At 61.1% G+C, this 16,429-nt stretch carries 10 protein-coding genes and 1 pseudogene; 6 read left to right on the top strand and 5 right to left on the bottom strand.

Annotated elements, in window-relative coordinates; translation table 11 throughout:
• The first annotated feature begins 90 nt into the window (after nt 1-90).
• From colR to SOP95_RS09575, 5 genes are all read left to right on the top strand, one after another.
• Entirely contained in the window at nt 91-774 is a 684-nt protein-coding gene (gene colR, locus SOP95_RS09595) for a two-component system response regulator ColR (protein WP_053155177.1), read from the top strand.
• Nucleotides 764-2,047 (top strand): sensor histidine kinase, encoded by a 1,284-nt coding sequence (locus tag SOP95_RS09590; protein WP_323606931.1) that lies wholly within the window; start codon nt 764-766, stop codon nt 2,045-2,047. The genes colR and SOP95_RS09590 overlap by 11 nt, the downstream gene beginning before the upstream one ends.
• A gap of 136 nt (nt 2,048-2,183) precedes the next feature.
• The gene (locus tag SOP95_RS09585; protein WP_274074379.1) at nt 2,184-2,852 is read left to right on the top strand and encodes a class I SAM-dependent methyltransferase; all 669 of its coding nucleotides are present in this window, start codon (nt 2,184-2,186) and stop codon (nt 2,850-2,852) included.
• A 3-nt stretch (nt 2,853-2,855) separates the two neighbouring features.
• A complete protein-coding gene (locus SOP95_RS09580) occupies nt 2,856-3,569 on the top strand; it encodes a lipopolysaccharide kinase InaA family protein (RefSeq protein ID WP_274074239.1) in 714 nt (237 codons plus the stop codon).
• A 2-nt stretch (nt 3,570-3,571) separates the two neighbouring features.
• Nucleotides 3,572-3,799 carry a hypothetical protein gene (locus SOP95_RS09575; protein ID WP_081504798.1) on the top strand — a complete coding sequence of 76 codons (228 nt, stop codon included), beginning with the start codon at nt 3,572-3,574 and terminating at the stop codon, nt 3,797-3,799.
• A 145-nt stretch (nt 3,800-3,944) separates the two neighbouring features.
• On the opposite strand, the gene SOP95_RS09570 is transcribed toward SOP95_RS09575, so the two are convergent.
• From SOP95_RS09570 to SOP95_RS09550, 5 genes and pseudogenes are all read right to left on the bottom strand, one after another.
• Nucleotides 3,945-6,971 (bottom strand): multidrug efflux RND transporter permease subunit, encoded by a 3,027-nt coding sequence (locus tag SOP95_RS09570; RefSeq protein WP_274074240.1) that lies wholly within the window; start codon nt 6,969-6,971, stop codon nt 3,945-3,947.
• Between the two features lie 14 nt (nt 6,972-6,985).
• Nucleotides 6,986-8,134: an efflux RND transporter periplasmic adaptor subunit gene (locus SOP95_RS09565; RefSeq protein ID WP_323606930.1), complete on the bottom strand. Its 1,149-nt coding sequence runs from the start codon at nt 8,132-8,134 to the stop codon at nt 6,986-6,988.
• Nucleotides 8,135-8,325: 191 nt separating this feature from the next.
• Nucleotides 8,326-9,425: pseudogene (locus SOP95_RS09560) on the bottom strand (DUF1513 domain-containing protein).
• A gap of 14 nt (nt 9,426-9,439) precedes the next feature.
• Complete coding sequence (locus tag SOP95_RS09555; RefSeq protein ID WP_274074243.1) at nt 9,440-10,504, bottom strand: imelysin family protein; 1,065 nt, start codon at nt 10,502-10,504, stop codon at nt 9,440-9,442.
• 26 nt (nt 10,505-10,530) lie between these two features.
• Complete coding sequence (locus tag SOP95_RS09550) at nt 10,531-11,958, bottom strand: di-heme oxidoreductase family protein (RefSeq protein WP_323606929.1); 1,428 nt, start codon at nt 11,956-11,958, stop codon at nt 10,531-10,533.
• 191 nt (nt 11,959-12,149) lie between these two features.
• On the opposite strand from SOP95_RS09550, the gene SOP95_RS09545 reads away from it, so the two are divergent.
• A complete protein-coding gene (locus SOP95_RS09545; RefSeq protein ID WP_323606928.1) occupies nt 12,150-16,400 on the top strand; it encodes a dermonecrotic toxin domain-containing protein in 4,251 nt (1,416 codons plus the stop codon).
• Nucleotides 16,401-16,429: the final 29 nt, after the last annotated feature.

Genomic DNA, 16,429 nt, shown 5'->3' with positions numbered 1-16,429 from the left:
AACGCCTGCACACAACCCTGGCCCTGAGGCTTACTTGGCCTTAAGCTGCGCGGGCCAAGACGGCCGTCACTGTGTACGGAGAAGATGCCCATGCGAATTTTATTGGTTGAAGACAACCGCGATATCCTGGCTAATCTGGCCGACTACCTGGGACTCAAGGGCTATACCGTGGATTGCGCACAGGACGGCTTGTCGGGCCTGCATCTGGCAGCCACCGAGCATTACGACTTGATCGTGCTCGACATCATGTTGCCTGGCATCGACGGTTACACGCTGTGCAAACGCCTGCGCGAAGATGCCCGCCGCGACACTCCAGTGATCATGCTCACCGCTCGCGATCAACTGGACGACCGGCTACAGGGCTTCAAGTCCGGTGCCGACGATTACCTGATCAAACCTTTCGCCTTGTCCGAACTGGCGGCGCGGGTCGAAGCGGTCATGCGTCGCACCCAGGGGGGCGGTCGCCGGACCTTGCAGGTCGGCGACCTGAGTTATGACCTCGACACCCTGGAAGTCACCCGTGAAGGCCGCTTGCTCAAGCTCAATCCGGTGGGCCTGAAGTTGCTGGCGGTACTGATGCAGAAAAGCCCGCATGTACTGCGCCGGGAAATTCTCGAAGAGGCCCTGTGGGGCGATGACTGTCCGGACAGCGACAGCCTGCGCAGCCACGTCCATCAATTGCGCCAGGTGATCGACAAGCCGTTCGCCAAACCGCTGCTGCAAACCGTGCACGGTGTGGGTTACCGCCTGGCCGAGGGGCGTGATGGAGTTTAAACAGAGCCTTTCGCAACGGATCATCATTGCCTTTGCGCTGATGAGCGCACTGGTGGCGGGCGCCTTTGCCATGGGTATCGTCTTCACCGTGCACCTGGTGGAAGAAAAACTGATCTCGGCGGGCCTGGGCGGCGATTTGCAGCGCCTGTTGCTGATGGACAACGTCTCGGACTGGAGCCACCGCCCGGAACCGGACCAACTGTTCTATTTCAGCGGCGGGCCGGGCGATTTCGAGTTGCCCAAGGATTTGCGCCACCTGGACTCGGGGTTTCACGAAGTCTTCCGCGAGCAGCTGTCGTACCACGCGATGGTCGAGATCGTCGATGGCCGGCGCTATGTCCTGTTGCAAGACCAGAGTGACTTCGAAGAGCGCGAGCGGGTGCTGTTTGCCGTGGTATTGGTGGGGTTCGTGCTGAGTCTGGCGCTGGCGGTGTTCCTCGGCTGGGTACTGGCACGCAAGGTGATGGCGCCGGTGGTCAGGCTGGCGCGCCAGGTACGTCATCGCGATCAGTTGCTGGGCCTGGCGCCGCCGCTGGCGCCTGATTATGCGGCGGATGAGGTGGGTGAACTGGCCGTGGCCTTCGACGCGACCCTCGGCCGTTTGCGCCAGGCGCTGACCCGCGAGCGCATGTTCACCAGCGACGTCAGCCATGAACTGCGCACACCCTTGATGGTGCTGGCCAGTTCCTGCGAGTTGCTGTTGGAAAACCCCGGCATCGATCAGCGCGGCCGTGCCCAGGTCGAGCGAATTGCCCGCGCCAGTGAAGAAATGCGCGAGCTGGTACAAACCTTCCTGATGCTGGCTCGCACTCAGCGCGAAGATGCCGGCATGTCTGCGCAGCAGACGTTGGGCGAAGTGGCCGACGGGTTGATCAGCCTGTGGCGCGAGCCGATCGAGACCAAAGGTCTCAAGCTGATCGTCGACTGGGGAAGCCCACACACGACGCGTTACAACGCGACGCTCCTGCAGGCGGTGATGGGCAACCTGTTGCGTAACGCGCTGCATTACACCGACCGTGGGTTTATCCGCCTGAGCCTGATGCCCAGGGGGTTCATGGTCGAGGACAGTGGCGTGGGCATTCCCGAGGAAAAACGCGAAGCGATGTTCGAACCTTTCGTGCGGGGTAACGAGAAACGCGGAGAGGGCTTGGGTCTTGGGCTATCGTTAGTACAAAGGATCTGTGAAAACCAGGGCTGGAGCGTCAGCCTGACGACCATGGAACCCAATGGCTGTCGTTTTCAGGTCCAGTTCAATACATCGAATGTGAATTGATCGGTATCGCTGAATTGTAAAACCTTGAAATGGTTCTGGGTTGTACATGACAAATTTTTCACAATTGCATGACCTGAAACTGACACATCGCTACCTAAGGTGGTCGGCATCAGAAGCTCAGGAGACATTGAAGATGGTGGATGGCCCGATCAAACTGGATTTTTCCAACAAGTACGACGATCAACACGCTCAACGTTACCTGCAAAAGCATAAGGATGGCGTGGGTCGCCGCTTGTCCCACTGGCGCGACGTGCAAATGGCGCGCAAGGCGCTGGCGTTGGTTGGCGAGCCGGGCCTGGTCCTCGATCTGCCCTGCGGTGCCGGGCGTTTCTGGCCGATGCTGGCGGAAAAACCCAACCGCGTGATCATCGGTGCCGACAACTCCGATTCCATGATCAAGATCGCTACACAGTCGCAGCCGGCTGAAGTGGTGAAACGGGTACAACCCTTGCAGACGTCTGCATTCGACATCGCCTTGCCGGATAACGCCGTCGACAGTATTTTCTGCATGCGGTTGCTCCACCACATCGGTGAAGCCGAGCATCGACTGGCGATCTTGCGCGAATTCGAGCGCGTCAGCCGTGACAGCGTCATCCTCTCGCTATGGGTCGACGGCAATTTCAAAGCCTGGAAACGCAAGCGTGCGGAGAGAACCCGTGGGCAGGAAGGTTACCAAAATCGATTTGTGTTACCGGCAGCTGTCGTAGAAAAAGAATTTGAGCAGGCAGGTTTCCGTATTCAGGAACGTATCGACTTTTTGCCGCTCTATGCCATGTGGCGAGTTTACGTATTGCGCAAGAGGTAACAGATGGCAGAGCAGTGTGCAGCAGGATCGGGCCTGGCCTCCCAGGACCGATTCGATTTCTTCTGGAATCAGCGCGGAGAATGGGTGGAAGAGCCCAACGTCCGGCGCGGTGGTGAGAGTGGCGTGCAGCGCCTGATGGGCAGTGATGGGCAGTTGCTCTACGTAAAACGCCAGACCGGCCATATCCATCGGGGGCTCTTGCACCCTTTCGGACGGCCGACGGTGTTGCGTGAGCGTGATGCACTCACCGGCCTTCGCCTACTCAATGTTCGAGTTCCGGAAATCGTTTTCTGTGAAGCACAACGCGATCCCGTGCACAAATGGCGCGCATTGCTGGTGACCAAGTCCCTGGACGGCTTCGAGGAAATCGAGAAGTGGTACGAAGGTGGTGGACGCGAGCGCCATGGCGAGGCTGTGCACGATCGCGTGCTCAAGGACCTGGCCGATAATCTGGCGCGCATGCACAAGGGGCGTTGGCAACACAGCTGCATCTATATCAAGCACGTATTTGTTCGCGTCACCGGTGAGGGCGAGGCGGCCAAAGTCGAGGTTGCCTTGATCGATCTGGAGAAGTGCCGGCAGCGCTTGAGCGCCCGCCAGGCGGCTGCCCATGACATGAAGCAGCTGCGCCGCCACTCGTCATTCAGCACGACGGACTGGAAGAAACTCGTCTATTTTTATGAGACGGCGTTTGGCAGCGCTATCAAAGGTTTATAGAAATGAAACTTGAAGTTGCGCGAGGTTTGTTTCTGGTAGGAGCCTTGGCAGTTGCTTCACTCGCGGTGGCGGCATGGGAGCAGCCCCGCACGCAAGTCCTCAGTTCAGTACACAGTGATGCGCACTGTCCGTTGCCACGAGTTGCCAAGGCATCCGTGGCCACTCAACCCGATCATGATCTGTTGCTGTTCATGTTCGGACTTTCTCAAGGACTGAGGCCGCAAAGTTGAACAGATTGAAGCCCAAATAAAAGGCCTCGCTAAATGCGAGGCCTTTTGTTTAACGGCAACATCAAAAGATCGCAGCCTTCGGCAGCTCCTACAGGGGATCGGCGTACACCCTGTAGGAGCTGCCGAAGGCTGCGATCTTTTGATTTTAAGGTTTATCGGGTCTGGCCAGCAGCGTGTACACGCACGGCAACACAAACAGGGTAAACAACGTACCGATCGACATCCCCGTGGCGATGACCGTACCGATGTCGAACCGGCTCACCGCGCCCGCCCCCGTGGCGATGATCAAGGGCACCATGCCAAACACCATCGCCGCCGTGGTCATCAATACCGGACGCAGACGAATGGACGCGGCTTCCTCCACCGCTTCGCGGGGCGTCAGGCCCTTGTCCTTGCGCAACTGGTTGGCGAACTCGACGATCAGGATCCCGTGCTTGCTGATCAGGCCGATCAACGTCACCAACCCGACCTGGGTATAGATGTTCATGCTCGACCAGCCGAGGAACAGCGGCAGCAATGCGCCGCAGATCGACAGCGGTACGGTCACCAGGATCACCAGCGGGTCGCGGAAGCTTTCGAACTGAGCTGCGAGCACCAGGAAAATGATCGCCAATGCCAGGGCGAAGGTGACCCATAGCGCACTGCCTTCCTGGACGTATTGCCGCGATGCGCCGGCATAGTCGAAGGCAAAGCCTGCCGGCGCTTCTTCCCGGGCGATCTGGCGCACGGCGTCGATGGCTTCACCCATGCTCACCAGCGGTACCCCGGACAGGATCGCCGAGTTGAGTTGCTGGAACTGGTTCAGTTGCCGCGGCCGCGCCCGGTCGGTCACGCTGATCAGGGTCGAGAGGGCGAGCAGTTCGCCCTGGGTGTTCTTCACGTAGTAATTGTTCAGCCAGTCAGGGTTATCGCGGAAGGGCCGTTCGACCTGGGCAATGACTTTGTAGCTGCGCCCATCAACGGTGAATCGGTTGATTTCCGCCTCACCCAGCAAGGTCGCGAGTGTCCCGCCCAGGTCCTGCATCGACACACCCATCTGGGCCGCTTTGGCACGATCGATGTCCACCACCACTTCCGGCTTGTCGAAGGCCAGGTCGACGTCGACGAAAGCGAATTTGCCGGACTCCATCGCGCGTTTTTTCACTCGGTCGACCACCTGCAGCAGCAACTCGTAATCGTTGGCGGTGTTGATGACGAACTGGAACGGCAGACCCTCGCCGGTGCCCGGCAGGGAGGGCAGGTTGAAGCCGAAAACCTGCAACCCGGAAATGCTTTCCAGCTTGGCCTGGACCTCGGGCAGGATCTCCATCTGCGTGCGGCTGCGGTCGTTCCAGGGCTTGAGCAGGAAACCGCCGATGCCCGATTGCACACCGTTGAAGCCGTTGATCTGGAACGATGAGTAGTACTCGGGAAACGCCTTGAAGATCTCGATGAACTCGTCGGTGTAGGTGTTCAAGTAGTCGAGGTTGGTCGGTTGGGGAGCGTTGGCCAGCATGAAAATGATGCCCTGGTCCTCATCCGGTGCCAGTTCCGACTTGGTGAACTTGAGCAGCACCGGAATCAGGCACAGCACGATCACCGCGAACACCAGCACCACTGGCCGGGTGTTGAGGGTGCCGTGGAGCATTTTCTGGTAACGGCGCTTGAGGCGTTCGAAAATCATGTCCAGGCGGTGGGCCAGGCCCGTGGGGTTTTCATCGTGGCGCAGCAGCAGGGCGCACATCATCGGTGACAGGGTCAGGGCGACGATGCCGGAGATCACCACCGCACCGGCCAGGGTCAGGGCGAACTCCTTGAACAAGGCCCCCGTCAGGCCCGTGAGGAAGCCGATCGGCGCATACACCGCCGCCAGGGTGATGGTCATCGAGACTACCGGCATGGCGATCTCCCGGGCGCCCTCGATGGCGGCGTCCAGCGGTGTCTTGCCTTCCTCGATGTGACGGTGGATGTTTTCCACCACCACGATGGCGTCGTCCACCACCAGGCCGATGGCCAGCACCATCGCCAGCAGGGTCAGCAGGTTCAGGGAGTAACCCATCATCTGCATGAAGAACATCACGCCGATCATCGACAGCGGAATGGTGACCACCGGGATCACCACCGAGCGCAACGCACCGAGGAACAGGAACACCACCACGATCACGATCAGCACTGCTTCGAACAGGGTCTTCACCACCTCGTCGATCGACGCCTGGATGAACAGCGTGGCGTCGTAGGCAATTTCCCCCTTGAGGTTGGGTGGCAGCTGGGCCTCCAGTTCCGGCATCAGCTTGCGCACTTCCTTGATCACGTCCAGCGGGTTGGCCGCGGGCGTGGCCTTGATGCCGATGTACACCGAGGGCGTACCGCCGAAGGAGCTGATGGTGTCGTAGTTCTCCGCGCCCATCTCGACCCGCGCGACATCGCTTAGCAGCACACGACTGTCACCGTCGACCTTGAGCGGGATCGCGGCGAAGGCTTCGGCGGATTTGAGTTCGGTGTTGGCGTTGATGCTGGTGACCACGTACTCGCCTTTCACTTCGCCGGCGGCGGAAAGGAAGTTGTACTGGCGTACCGCGTTGGTCACGTCGCTGGCGCTCAGGCCAAAACCGGCCAGCTTCACCGGGTCCAGCCACAGGCGCATGGCGAATACCTGGTTGCCGAGGATCTCGGCTTCGGCCATGCCCGGCAGCGTCGCCAGTTTCGGCTGGATGACTCGCGACAGGTAGTCAGTAATCTGCGGGTTGCTCAGTTCCTTGCTGAAGAAACTGATGTACATCAGTGCCGAGGCATCGGCGGCTTCCTTGCTCAGCACCGGGTCTTCGGCATCCTGGGGCAGCTGGTTCTTGACCTCGTTGGCCTTGGCCAGCAGTTCGGTGAACAAGCGGTCGCTGTTGGCGCCGATGCGCGCATAAATCGAGATCACCGAGAAGTTCTGGCGACTGACCGAGGTCATGTAGTCGATACCCTCGGCGCTGGCCAGGCTCTGTTGCAAGGGTTGGGTGATGTACCCCTGGATGGTTTCGGCGTTGGCCCCGGGGTAAGCGGTGGTGACCGTGATCAGGGCATTTTCCATTTGCGGGTATTGGCGCAGCGGCAACTTGCTCCAGGCCTGGAAGCCCAGCAGCACAATCAGCAGGCTGACCACGGTGGCGAGCACCGGGCGACGGATGAACGGGTCGGTAAAAGCCATTGGGGGTTCCTTGATCAGTCCGCGCGAGGCTGACTGTTCTTCTCGGCCAGGGTCTTGTCGTCGCTGATGGCGATGTGCGCACCGTTGTCCAGTTTGATCTGGCCGGCCGTGACCACTTTTTCGCCGTTCTTCACACCTTTGGTGATCACCACCTGGCCGTCGCGGCGTTCACCGGTTTCGATGAAGCGCCGTTCAGCGATCAGGACCGGCTGGTCCTTGTCGTCCTTTTCGAGGCTGCCGTCTTCGGCCTTTTTCTCTGCGACCACATAAAGGGAGTTGCCATAGAGCGTGTAGGTGATCGCGCTTTCCGGCACGACGATGCTCGGTTGCGGGTCGGGCAACATCACCTGCAGGCTGGCGAACATACCGGGCAGCAGCTTGCCATCGGGGTTGGCCAGGGTCGCGCGGACCTGCATGTTGCGCGTGCTGTTTTCCAGTTTCGGGTTGATCGCACTGATGGTGCCGGGGAAGGTCAGGGAAGGGTAGGCCGCGACGATGATTTCCACCGGCTGGCCGATGGCGACCTTCGGCACCGACTGCTCGGGCACGAAAAAGTCGACGTAGAGACTGCTGAGGTCTTGCAGGGTGGCAATCATGGTGCCACTGGCCAGATAGTCGCCAACGTCCACCTGGCGAATGCCGATGGTCCCGCTGAAGGGGGCGACGATGCTTTTTTTGCCGAGCGCCGCCTTGAGTTGATTGACCGTGGCCTTGCTCTTTTTCTGTACCGCCGACAGGCGATCGAACTCGCCTTTGGAAATGGCCTGGCTGCCCACCAGCTGGCTGCCGCGACCGTAATCGAGTTGGGCCAACCCGAGGTCGGCCTGGGCGGTTTCGAGCAAGGCGCTTTCCACGGCGCTGTCCAGGCGCAGCAGCGGTTGACCGGCCTTGACCTTCTGCCCGGACTCGAACTGCAGATCGACGACCGTGCCGTCGGTCTCCAGGCTCAGGTCCACGCCTTGCAGCGCCTTGAGCGTGCCGACCGTGGGCAGGCGGGCCTGCCATGGCCGTTCGGTTGCCGTGGCCACGGCGACGCTGATCGGCGGTTTGGGCGCGGAGAAGCCTTGGATCATCGTGTAGATGGAGAAGGCTTTGTAACCGGCCAGGACCAGCACGACCAACAGAACAACACCCAACATGATCAGCATGCGGCGACGCAGCATATTTCCAGTTCCTTGGAGAAAATCAGGTGAGACAGTGGGGAACCTTACCCCGACTCCGCAGGTGATTCCAATGGATGTTTTTTGGGGCTTCCCCCCATCTGTAGGAGCCGGCTTGCCGGCGAAGGGGTCGCTGGATTTGCAGCGATCTTTGGGGCGCCTTCGCCGGCAAGCCGGCTCCTACAGGATCTCCATCAAGCCATCAAGTGAAGATGGTTGTCCCAGAGCCCCGCAGGCAGCTCCAGCGGTTTTGCCAGCAGGTTTTCCTGGCGGCAATCGTAGTAACGGCAACGGCCCTGGCCCGAGGTCACGACAAACCCGTCGGCCACCGCACCCACCCCGGCGCAATCGGGCAGTGGCGCATCCAGGCGCACTTCGCCGCTGTCCAGGTCCCAGATGAAAAAGCGATTGCCCCGGGCGCGGTCAAGGCGACCAGGCGCAGGTCGCTGTGCACCGCGACGCTGGCGGTGTAGTGCCCCATGGCCTGCAATTGATGCTCGGGCACCGGGAACGCCACGAATGGCTGGCCGGGACGCTTGATCGCCAGCAGCTCCGAGTGCTCGTGAGCCGCCCCCATGAATTGCTGGCCAGCAACGATGGTGCCGTCGCTGGCGATGCCCAGGTGACGCACGCTGTTCATCTGCTGACCGAGGGTCTCCTTGCTCAGCAGGGTGCCGTCGCGCTGCATCAGCACCAGGCTGGGCTCCATGGCATTGAGGTTCATCTCGACCCGGCTTTCGGCTTCGGTGCGGATGCCGCCGTTGGCCACCACCAGGGTCTCGCCATCGGGCATCCACGACACTTGATGCGGGCCGATGCCGTGGGTGGAGATCTCGCCGCTGTGGACCAGGCGTTCGCCTTCGAACTTGTAGACACCAAGCAGGCCGCGACCCGGATCAGTGGTGTCGTTTTCTGTGGCGTACAGCCAGTCACCACTGTGGTGAATCACCGCATGTCCGTAGAAGTGCCGGTTCGGCTGCGACGTCACGGTTTGCAGCAGCATGCCGTCTCGCAGGTCGATCAGGTAGCTCTCGGTGCCCGGACGCCGGGCGACGAACAGCGCGATCGGCAGCGTCGGGTGGTTGATGATGTCGTGGCAGCGCTGGCCGACCTGGGTGGCAAACACCCGGGTGCCGTCCAGCCGGTAACCGACGGCGTAGTGCTTGCCGTCGGTATCGTCCCGCGCCGAGAGCAGCAGCGGGCTTTCATCCTTGTGCCTGGACAGCGTCCAGCCGCCCAGTGTCACCGCACCCAGCAGCAAACTCCCTAACTTCAGAGCCTGGCGTCGCAGCATGGAACTTGCCCTCATCAGTCACCGTCGTTGGCGTTGAAGCCCAGTTGGATGCCCAGCGCCTTGGCCAGCTCGCCTTCGTGCAGGCGGTGGACGACGTTCAGGCTGTCGTAGAGATCATTGAGTTGCTGGCGACCGGCGTCGTCGTCGAGCATTTCGGTCAGCGAGCGCTGGCTGCTGGCGAACAGTTTCAACGAGGCGGCGTAGGCCGCGTCGATCTTGTCGGCCAATGGCTTTTGATCGCTCGGCAACAGGCCGCGCAGGCCTTTGTTGTCGACACCTTCCCACACCGTTTTGGCGGCGGCGAGGCTGGCCTCCAGGGCGCTCAGGGACGACTGGCTACGCCATGCATCGGCCTGGAACGGCTGCGGCACGCCTTTGCTCTGGCGGCCCATCGGCGTGCCGAGCTTTTTCTTCAAGGTATCGAGGGCGGTCACCTGCACACGCAGCAGATCGGCGATCGCTTCGTGGGAGTCGGCATAACGCTGGTTCGGGAACTTGCTCATCTGCGCGAGCATGCCGTCGGTGTTGTTCCAGCTCTTGAGGATCTCTTCGGCCAGCTGTTTCTGGCGCTCGCCAATGGCGATCAGCAGCGGACAGTACTTGGCCTTCTGCTCGGCGTTGGCCACATCAGGCTTGCTGTCGAACAGGATGTATTCGTAGGCCGACAGGCCTTGCACCACCACACTGGACTTGGCCAGCGCCGCGGCATCGATCTGTGGTTGCGCGGTGACCAGTTGTTCGACCTGACGACCGACCAGGTTCTTCTTGTCCGGCCAGAACTGCACTTGCCAGGCACGGTTGCCTTCGGCCAGTGGACCAATCAGCAGCGGTTGCAGCTCGGCCCAGGCTTTTTGCGCGTGCAGGAAGTCGGCGCGGGCGGTTTCGAGGTTTTCCTTGCCTTCGCAGTAGGCGAGGGCGCTGACGGCCAACTGGCGGTCGGCTTCAACCCAGCGGGTGTAGGTCGGCAGGATCACCGACTTGGCGATCGCTGCCGAGGTGACGGCCTGCGGGTCCTGCGGCGAGCAGGCGCCCAGGGCGAGTGCGGCAAGGCTGGTGAACAACAATTTGGGACGGAACATGTCGGGCTCCCGCTGGAAGATGCGTATTAAAGGGAATTCAGGAACGCCAGCAACGCAGCGCGCTGCTCGGCATTGAAAGTCAAAACCTGTTGCTGCGCCGCTGTTGCCTCGCCGCCATGCCAGAGCACGGCTTCAAGCAGGTTGCGGGCGCGGCCGTCATGCAGGAACTGGGTGTGGCCACTGACCGCCTGCGTCAGGCCAATGCCCCACAACGGCGGGGTGCGCCAATCGCGGCCACTGGCCTGGAACTCGGTGCGGTTGTCGGCCAGGCCGTCGCCCATGTCGTGCAGCAGCAGATCGCTGTAGGGGCGAATCACTTGATTGGCCAGTTCAGGTTCGGCGGCGTTGGCGGCAGTGGTGTACTTGGGTGTATGACAGGACTGGCAGCCGGCCTGGTAGAACAGGCTCTTGCCGGCCAGCACCTCAGGGGTGCCGACATCGCGACGCGCCGGCACGGCGAGGTTGCGGGTGTAGAACAGCACCAGGCGCAGGATGTTGTCGCTGACTTCCGGCTCGCCATTGGGGCCGTTGCCGCTTGGTGCCTGTTTGCAGGCGGTTTGCGCGTCGGTGCAGTCGTCAAAGGGGCGAAGGCTGGTCGTGAGGCCCATGTCACCGGAAAACGCATGCACATTTTGTTGATTGAGGTTCGGTTGCCCGGCTTTCCAGCCAAATCGCCCAATCACGGTTTTCTGCTGCACGTCATCCCAGACCCGGTTCGGACGCCCGGCAATGCCGTTATTGGCCTTTGCCTGCGCTTGGGCATTGGCCAGGATCGCCTCTTCCGGGATGGCCTCCAGCAAGCCCAGGCCAATCATCGGCGGCGCCACCCGGGCCGAGAATCGCGTGTCGGGGTGCATCGGGCCGTAGTTCAGTTGGGTAATGTTCAGGCTCGGTTTGCGCAATTGGACTTCGGTGCCGTCCTTGAAGCGAATCGGCACCGGCGTGTACTCGACCCGCACCTTGCCTTCCGGGGTGACGCCAGGCACGGCCATGTCCTGGAACTGCCCGCCATAGACCGGCTCCGGTACGACGCCCTGCTGCTCGATGACCTTGGCGTAGGCCGGGGCGTCGGGAATCGACAGGCGTACCAGCATCGACACGGCATTCGACGCATCGGCGGGCGGCGGGTGACCGCGGCCGTCCTTGATATGGCAGCCCTGGCAGGCATTGGTATTGAACAGCGGGCCGAGGCCGTCGCGGGCGGTGGTGGTCGAAGGCGCGATCACCCAGGGGCTGCGAAAGAAACTGTTGCCGACGCTGAAGTCCACGCGCCGTGACGGCGGCAGGTTGGCGGAGGGCAGCGAAAAGGCGTTCTGGTCGGTCTTGCGCACGGTCGTGCTGCCGCCGGAGCGGGCTTCACCGGGTTCGGCCTGGGTGAACTTCGGGGCGTCATCGCAGGCACTCAGGCACAGGGCCAGCAACAGTGCGGACAAGCGAAGAGGCAGCGAGGGCATCAGACATCCTGCAAGACGAGCAAAACAAGGGCGCAAAGTCTAACAGGGCAGGGGGTTTTGAATAAGAGGAATTATCGTTTGCCTGATTTGGGACATAGACCCAGGCCTGACGCACCCAATACATATGTAACGCACCAGGGGGTTCTCCCAGGGGCACGATGGGGGCTGTTTACCCACAGAAGAGATTCGCCATGCTGCATGAACCTTCATCCCTGGCAGCGTTACCTGCCGTCCGGGACAATTCCTTGCAAATCACCCAGAGCAGGAAGTTGTCGGCACTGAGTATCCAGACCGCAGAGCTGTTCCAGGGCCAACCTGCCTTCCATGCTTTCGTGCAACAGCACTTCGACAAGGCGTTCCCTGATCTGACGCCGTCGCTGGATCTGCTGCGCAGCTTTATCGAGTGTCTCGAAACCGACGACGCGTCCACCGGGGAGCCGGACGACACGTTCGATATCCAGTCGATGTCGTCCAGCCTGATGGACGCGGTGGTGCAACGTATCGTCAATGGGCAAGCGGCGGACTTTACCAGTCGCAAGGCCCGCTTCTATCGAGTACCCGAAGCGGGCAAGGAGGCGACGCTCCTGACCGCGCTCACGCCCGGGGCGTTCGATACATTTCTCGATGACCTGGCCGGCGGGTTGCTGGCGAACTATGGACAGTACCTGGATGAATACTGGGCTGGCGCCGTGGGCCCGACCGATTCGCGAACCCGCAAGCAATGGTTGATCGAGACTCGAACCGAGGCGCTGAAAGCCGAAGTCGCCTTGCTCAAAGGTGATGGTTTGCTCGACGCCACCGATGAGGCGCTGTTCGGCAAAGTGTTGCGTTACCCGACCGCGCAGGCTCGACAGTTTTTAAAAAGTTATCGTCCTTGTGTGTATGGGCTGGCCCTCAAGGACGATGAGGCAGCCCATATCCCGCTGCATGGTGCGTTCATCCTGACCGCACGGGACCCGCAAGACTCGGAGGTGAAGTGGGATACCAAGGACGCTGCCCCGACGATTCGTCCCGTTGCGCCGACAGCCAATGTGGGCCAGGTGTTGTTGTTTGTCCCGGCCATGGGTCTTGAAGCGTTCGACTCGTTGGCCAGCCTTGACCGCGAACTGCATCGAAGATTGAGCCATGGCGCCGAGTTCACGACGTTGCTGGCCTTGGTGGCCGACAAGGACCAGGCCCGCGGCCTGGCCTTGCATCGTGCTGCCCCTGAACGCGATCGGGTGCACTACCTGGAGCGTCTGGACTCTCCCTTCAGCCATGGCATTGAATCGCAGTGCCTGCTGATTCGCGAAAACCTCGCCTCGACCGTTGACAGGTACCAGGATACGGGGGCGCACATCGATAAGGCGGACCTGCCCTGCGGATTTGACCGGGTGACCGATTTGCGCGGGGCCTTTGATGTCGAGCAGGTCTTGTGGGCGCGGATCAAAAAGCGCTGCAGGGCCCGGTTGGCGGCCTTTCTGCAGGATGCCGACGAAACCGACAAAAATGCCTGGGCCACAGCAACGGCCAGTTATGGCGAGGAACTGGCCAACCTGTCCGAGCCCGAAGGGTTTCCGTCATTAACCCAGTTCAGCAACCGCCGTGACCTGTTGGCCTACAGCAATCGCCGACTTCGCGCGGCCCTCGAGGGCGAGTATGGCCTGACGGTCAATCCGGACGACATCATCGTCCACAGCAAGGAGCCATCAGTCCCTCCGATTGTCGTTCCCCCCGGCGCGCCCGGCTCCACCATCCGCGACCCCGGCGAGCCGCTGTACAAGCACCGCAAGCGGACGTTGACCGAGCTGGCCCTGGAAAATGTCGGTGGACTGGATTTCAACTTCACCCATTTCTCCAGGATGACCTTGAAGGTCGAGGGCAGCGACAAGCCCGAGGAAGCCTTGCAGCCCGAGGATATGCAGGCAGCGAAATCGGCCGAGACGTTTGACGACTTGAGCCTTGAGCAGGTCAAGGACCTGGTCCGCAGGCTCAACGTCGGTAAAAATTACGACGCTTTTTTGAAGGACGCATTGATCACTTCCCCGCAGGCGGCGGTTCGCAAGCAAGCTTATGCCCGGGTCATGGAACGGCAGCTGCGCCTGGACGCCATTGAAGCCAAGATCAATGGCGATTTTTACCCGGACCGGCTGGCACGTGGTTTCAACTGGGTACAGGCGGTGCTCGATGCGCCGGTCGACGACGATAAGCGTCGCGAGGTCGAGGGGCATCGGGTGGTGGTAGAACATTTGAAGCTGCGCGGTCAGCGGGTACGCGGGGTGTTGTTGTTCCGTACGTCCGCGGCCGGCGGTTCAATTGTGGCGTATACGCCCCAGGCGCCTGGCGGGCGGGTGTTTCATGAGTTTGTCGCTGAGCGCTTCACGCTTGATTTCACCCATGACAGTCAATGGCGGGAGTATCTGGTTGGGCGGGTAGAGCGGGCGTTCCAACCCCATGTCCGGTCCACGTTGAGAGGTCGGGGCGACCTTTCAATGGTTCACATGTCCAGGATTGCCAACAACCTCTTTGAGGACGCCTACGAAACCGAGGTCAATTTTGCGATCAACGATGCAGCGGCTCAAGTGACCACCACCGAGCAAACCAACGTCGAGACTGGAATCAGCGTTGCCACCACGGCGCTCGATGTGCTGATGATGGTATTGCCGGTGCGGGTGACCTTGCCGATCGGCCTGGCCAGGAGCCTGTATTCCGTCTTCAACGTGGTGGAAGCGGCGAGCCTGGGAGACCGAACCGCCGCGGCCCATCACGTCGTCCGGGCATTGGGCGAGTTTGTCGGTGCGTTGGCCGATGGGTTTGTCGGCTCGCGGCATGTCAGTGGCGGGCTGAAGGTCGCTCCAGGCGCGCGATGGTTGAACCCGGAAATGGCGCTAGGGAAAAAGCCCGAGGGGCTGTTGCCCTTGCCGGGGTGGGAGGGCAAGGGCATCCACTACAGAACATCGAAAGTCGATGGTTCAAAGCAGTATTTCCTCAATGACCGAAACCACTGGTACTCGATCATCGATGAAGGTTTCGAGGACGCCTGGCGAGTCAGGGACGCTCGCAAACCGATCCAGGGGCATTACTCACCGATTCGCCAGGATTCGGCGGGGCACTGGGAAATCGGCACTCATCACGATGCGCCCGGGTTGGGCGGCGGAGTCACCGAGAGAGCACTCAGGGATGTTCGACCGTTTCTTGACGAAACACAGGCCAGGCGCGTGTTCGACTCGTTCCTTTTTCCGCGAGGACGTCAAAGCGAGTTCGAATTGAGTCTGGTTGATCACCTGCGCAGAGGGATGGACCTGAGTGTTTTCGACCCGTACCTGACGATCTCTCCCCATCGTTTGCAATTACGCCTCAGAGGCCTGGATTTCTCGCGCTCATGGAGCGGCGGCGAGGTTACCGACACCACTCGACCGGCACCCGTTGAGCCGACGCCAGGGCCGAGTCGACCGGCGCCCGCCCCGTCGCGCCCGGCCCGTCCAGCCAATGAGAAATTTGCCGATTGGGGGCAAGTCATTGATGCGACCCAGCTTCAGTTGCAAAACGCGCAAATGGGGATCTATCGACGAACGGCGGGCGACCCGGCGTTGGTCGGGCGCGACTACGTCAAGATCGACGAGCGCTATTATCCGATCCTGCCTGCCGGGGGAACCGTGAGAGAGGGGCTGGTTTTCATGTACGACCCGGCCATCGAGATCAATAATTTTGTGCAATTCGAGCAGTTGCTGCGGTCTGATCTGTTCAGCCAGCCAAGAGTGGCCACCTTCAGTACGACACTGTCCCGGTGGGTACATCCGATCGAGTTGCCTTTCGAGAAAAGTATCGCTGCGTACGTGGAGGATGGGTTTGCGACGTTGACCGTGGATTCGCGGTTGCAGGTGGCCAACCGCCTGTTCAATCAGGCCAATCCAGCGGGGCCAACCGGCTGGGGGATCACTTCGATGCGGCGCACCCTGCAGAACTGGCGTTTCGGGCCCTCGGCAACCCGAGCGTCATTGGGTGATCCGTTGTCGATGCTGCCGAGAGCGCCGAGGGCACTGGATGGGTCCTGGACGCTCAACAGCCCTCCAGGTTATTACAGTCGGCTGCATTTCAGCACTGAAGGGGTTGATGTGCTGTTGCATGACGCGCTCAGTAGCGGATCTGGAAGTACGCTACGGACATTGATGACCGAGCGATTGACCGGCAGTCGCTACCAGGTGGTCCCCGGCGGTGCCGGGTCCGAGCTGATTTTCCGGCGTCCGGGGCGTGAGACGCTGTATTGGTTGACCTTACGCAGCGTCGTGGGGGACGTGGTCGAGGGCGGCAGCTATGTCGGTCCAAGGACTCACCAGATGGACCCTGCAACCCGTGCGTTGTTCGTTCAAGCTCAAGCTGACAACAACCTGGTGACATTGATCGGCGGTATCCAGCGGCCGGTGGAGGGTGGCGCGGTGAATATTTTCGTTTTCCGCATCTGAGGCAAGCGAAGCGACAAAAAAAATGCCCC

This window comes from Pseudomonas sp. YuFO8, from assembly GCF_035065025.1.
GTDB classification, from domain to species: Bacteria; Pseudomonadota; Gammaproteobacteria; order Pseudomonadales; family Pseudomonadaceae; genus Aquipseudomonas; species Aquipseudomonas putida_AE.
This window is presented reverse-complemented; position numbering and strand designations above follow the sequence as displayed.

Coding starts and splice junctions, on each gene's coding strand:
- colR (WP_053155177.1), top strand. CDS start 91: ATGCGAATTTTATTGGTTGAAGACAACCGCGATATCCTGGCTAATCTG.
- SOP95_RS09590 (WP_323606931.1), top strand. CDS start 764: ATGGAGTTTAAACAGAGCCTTTCGCAACGGATCATCATTGCCTTTGCG.
- SOP95_RS09580 (WP_274074239.1), top strand. CDS start 2,856: ATGGCAGAGCAGTGTGCAGCAGGATCGGGCCTGGCCTCCCAGGACCGA.
- SOP95_RS09575 (WP_081504798.1), top strand. CDS start 3,572: ATGAAACTTGAAGTTGCGCGAGGTTTGTTTCTGGTAGGAGCCTTGGCA.
- SOP95_RS09570 (WP_274074240.1), bottom strand. CDS start 6,971: ATGGCTTTTACCGACCCGTTCATCCGTCGCCCGGTGCTCGCCACCGTG.
- SOP95_RS09565 (WP_323606930.1), bottom strand. CDS start 8,134: ATGCTGCGTCGCCGCATGCTGATCATGTTGGGTGTTGTTCTGTTGGTC.
- SOP95_RS09555 (WP_274074243.1), bottom strand. CDS start 10,504: ATGTTCCGTCCCAAATTGTTGTTCACCAGCCTTGCCGCACTCGCCCTG.
- SOP95_RS09550 (WP_323606929.1), bottom strand. CDS start 11,958: ATGCCCTCGCTGCCTCTTCGCTTGTCCGCACTGTTGCTGGCCCTGTGC.
- SOP95_RS09545 (WP_323606928.1), top strand. CDS start 12,150: ATGCTGCATGAACCTTCATCCCTGGCAGCGTTACCTGCCGTCCGGGAC.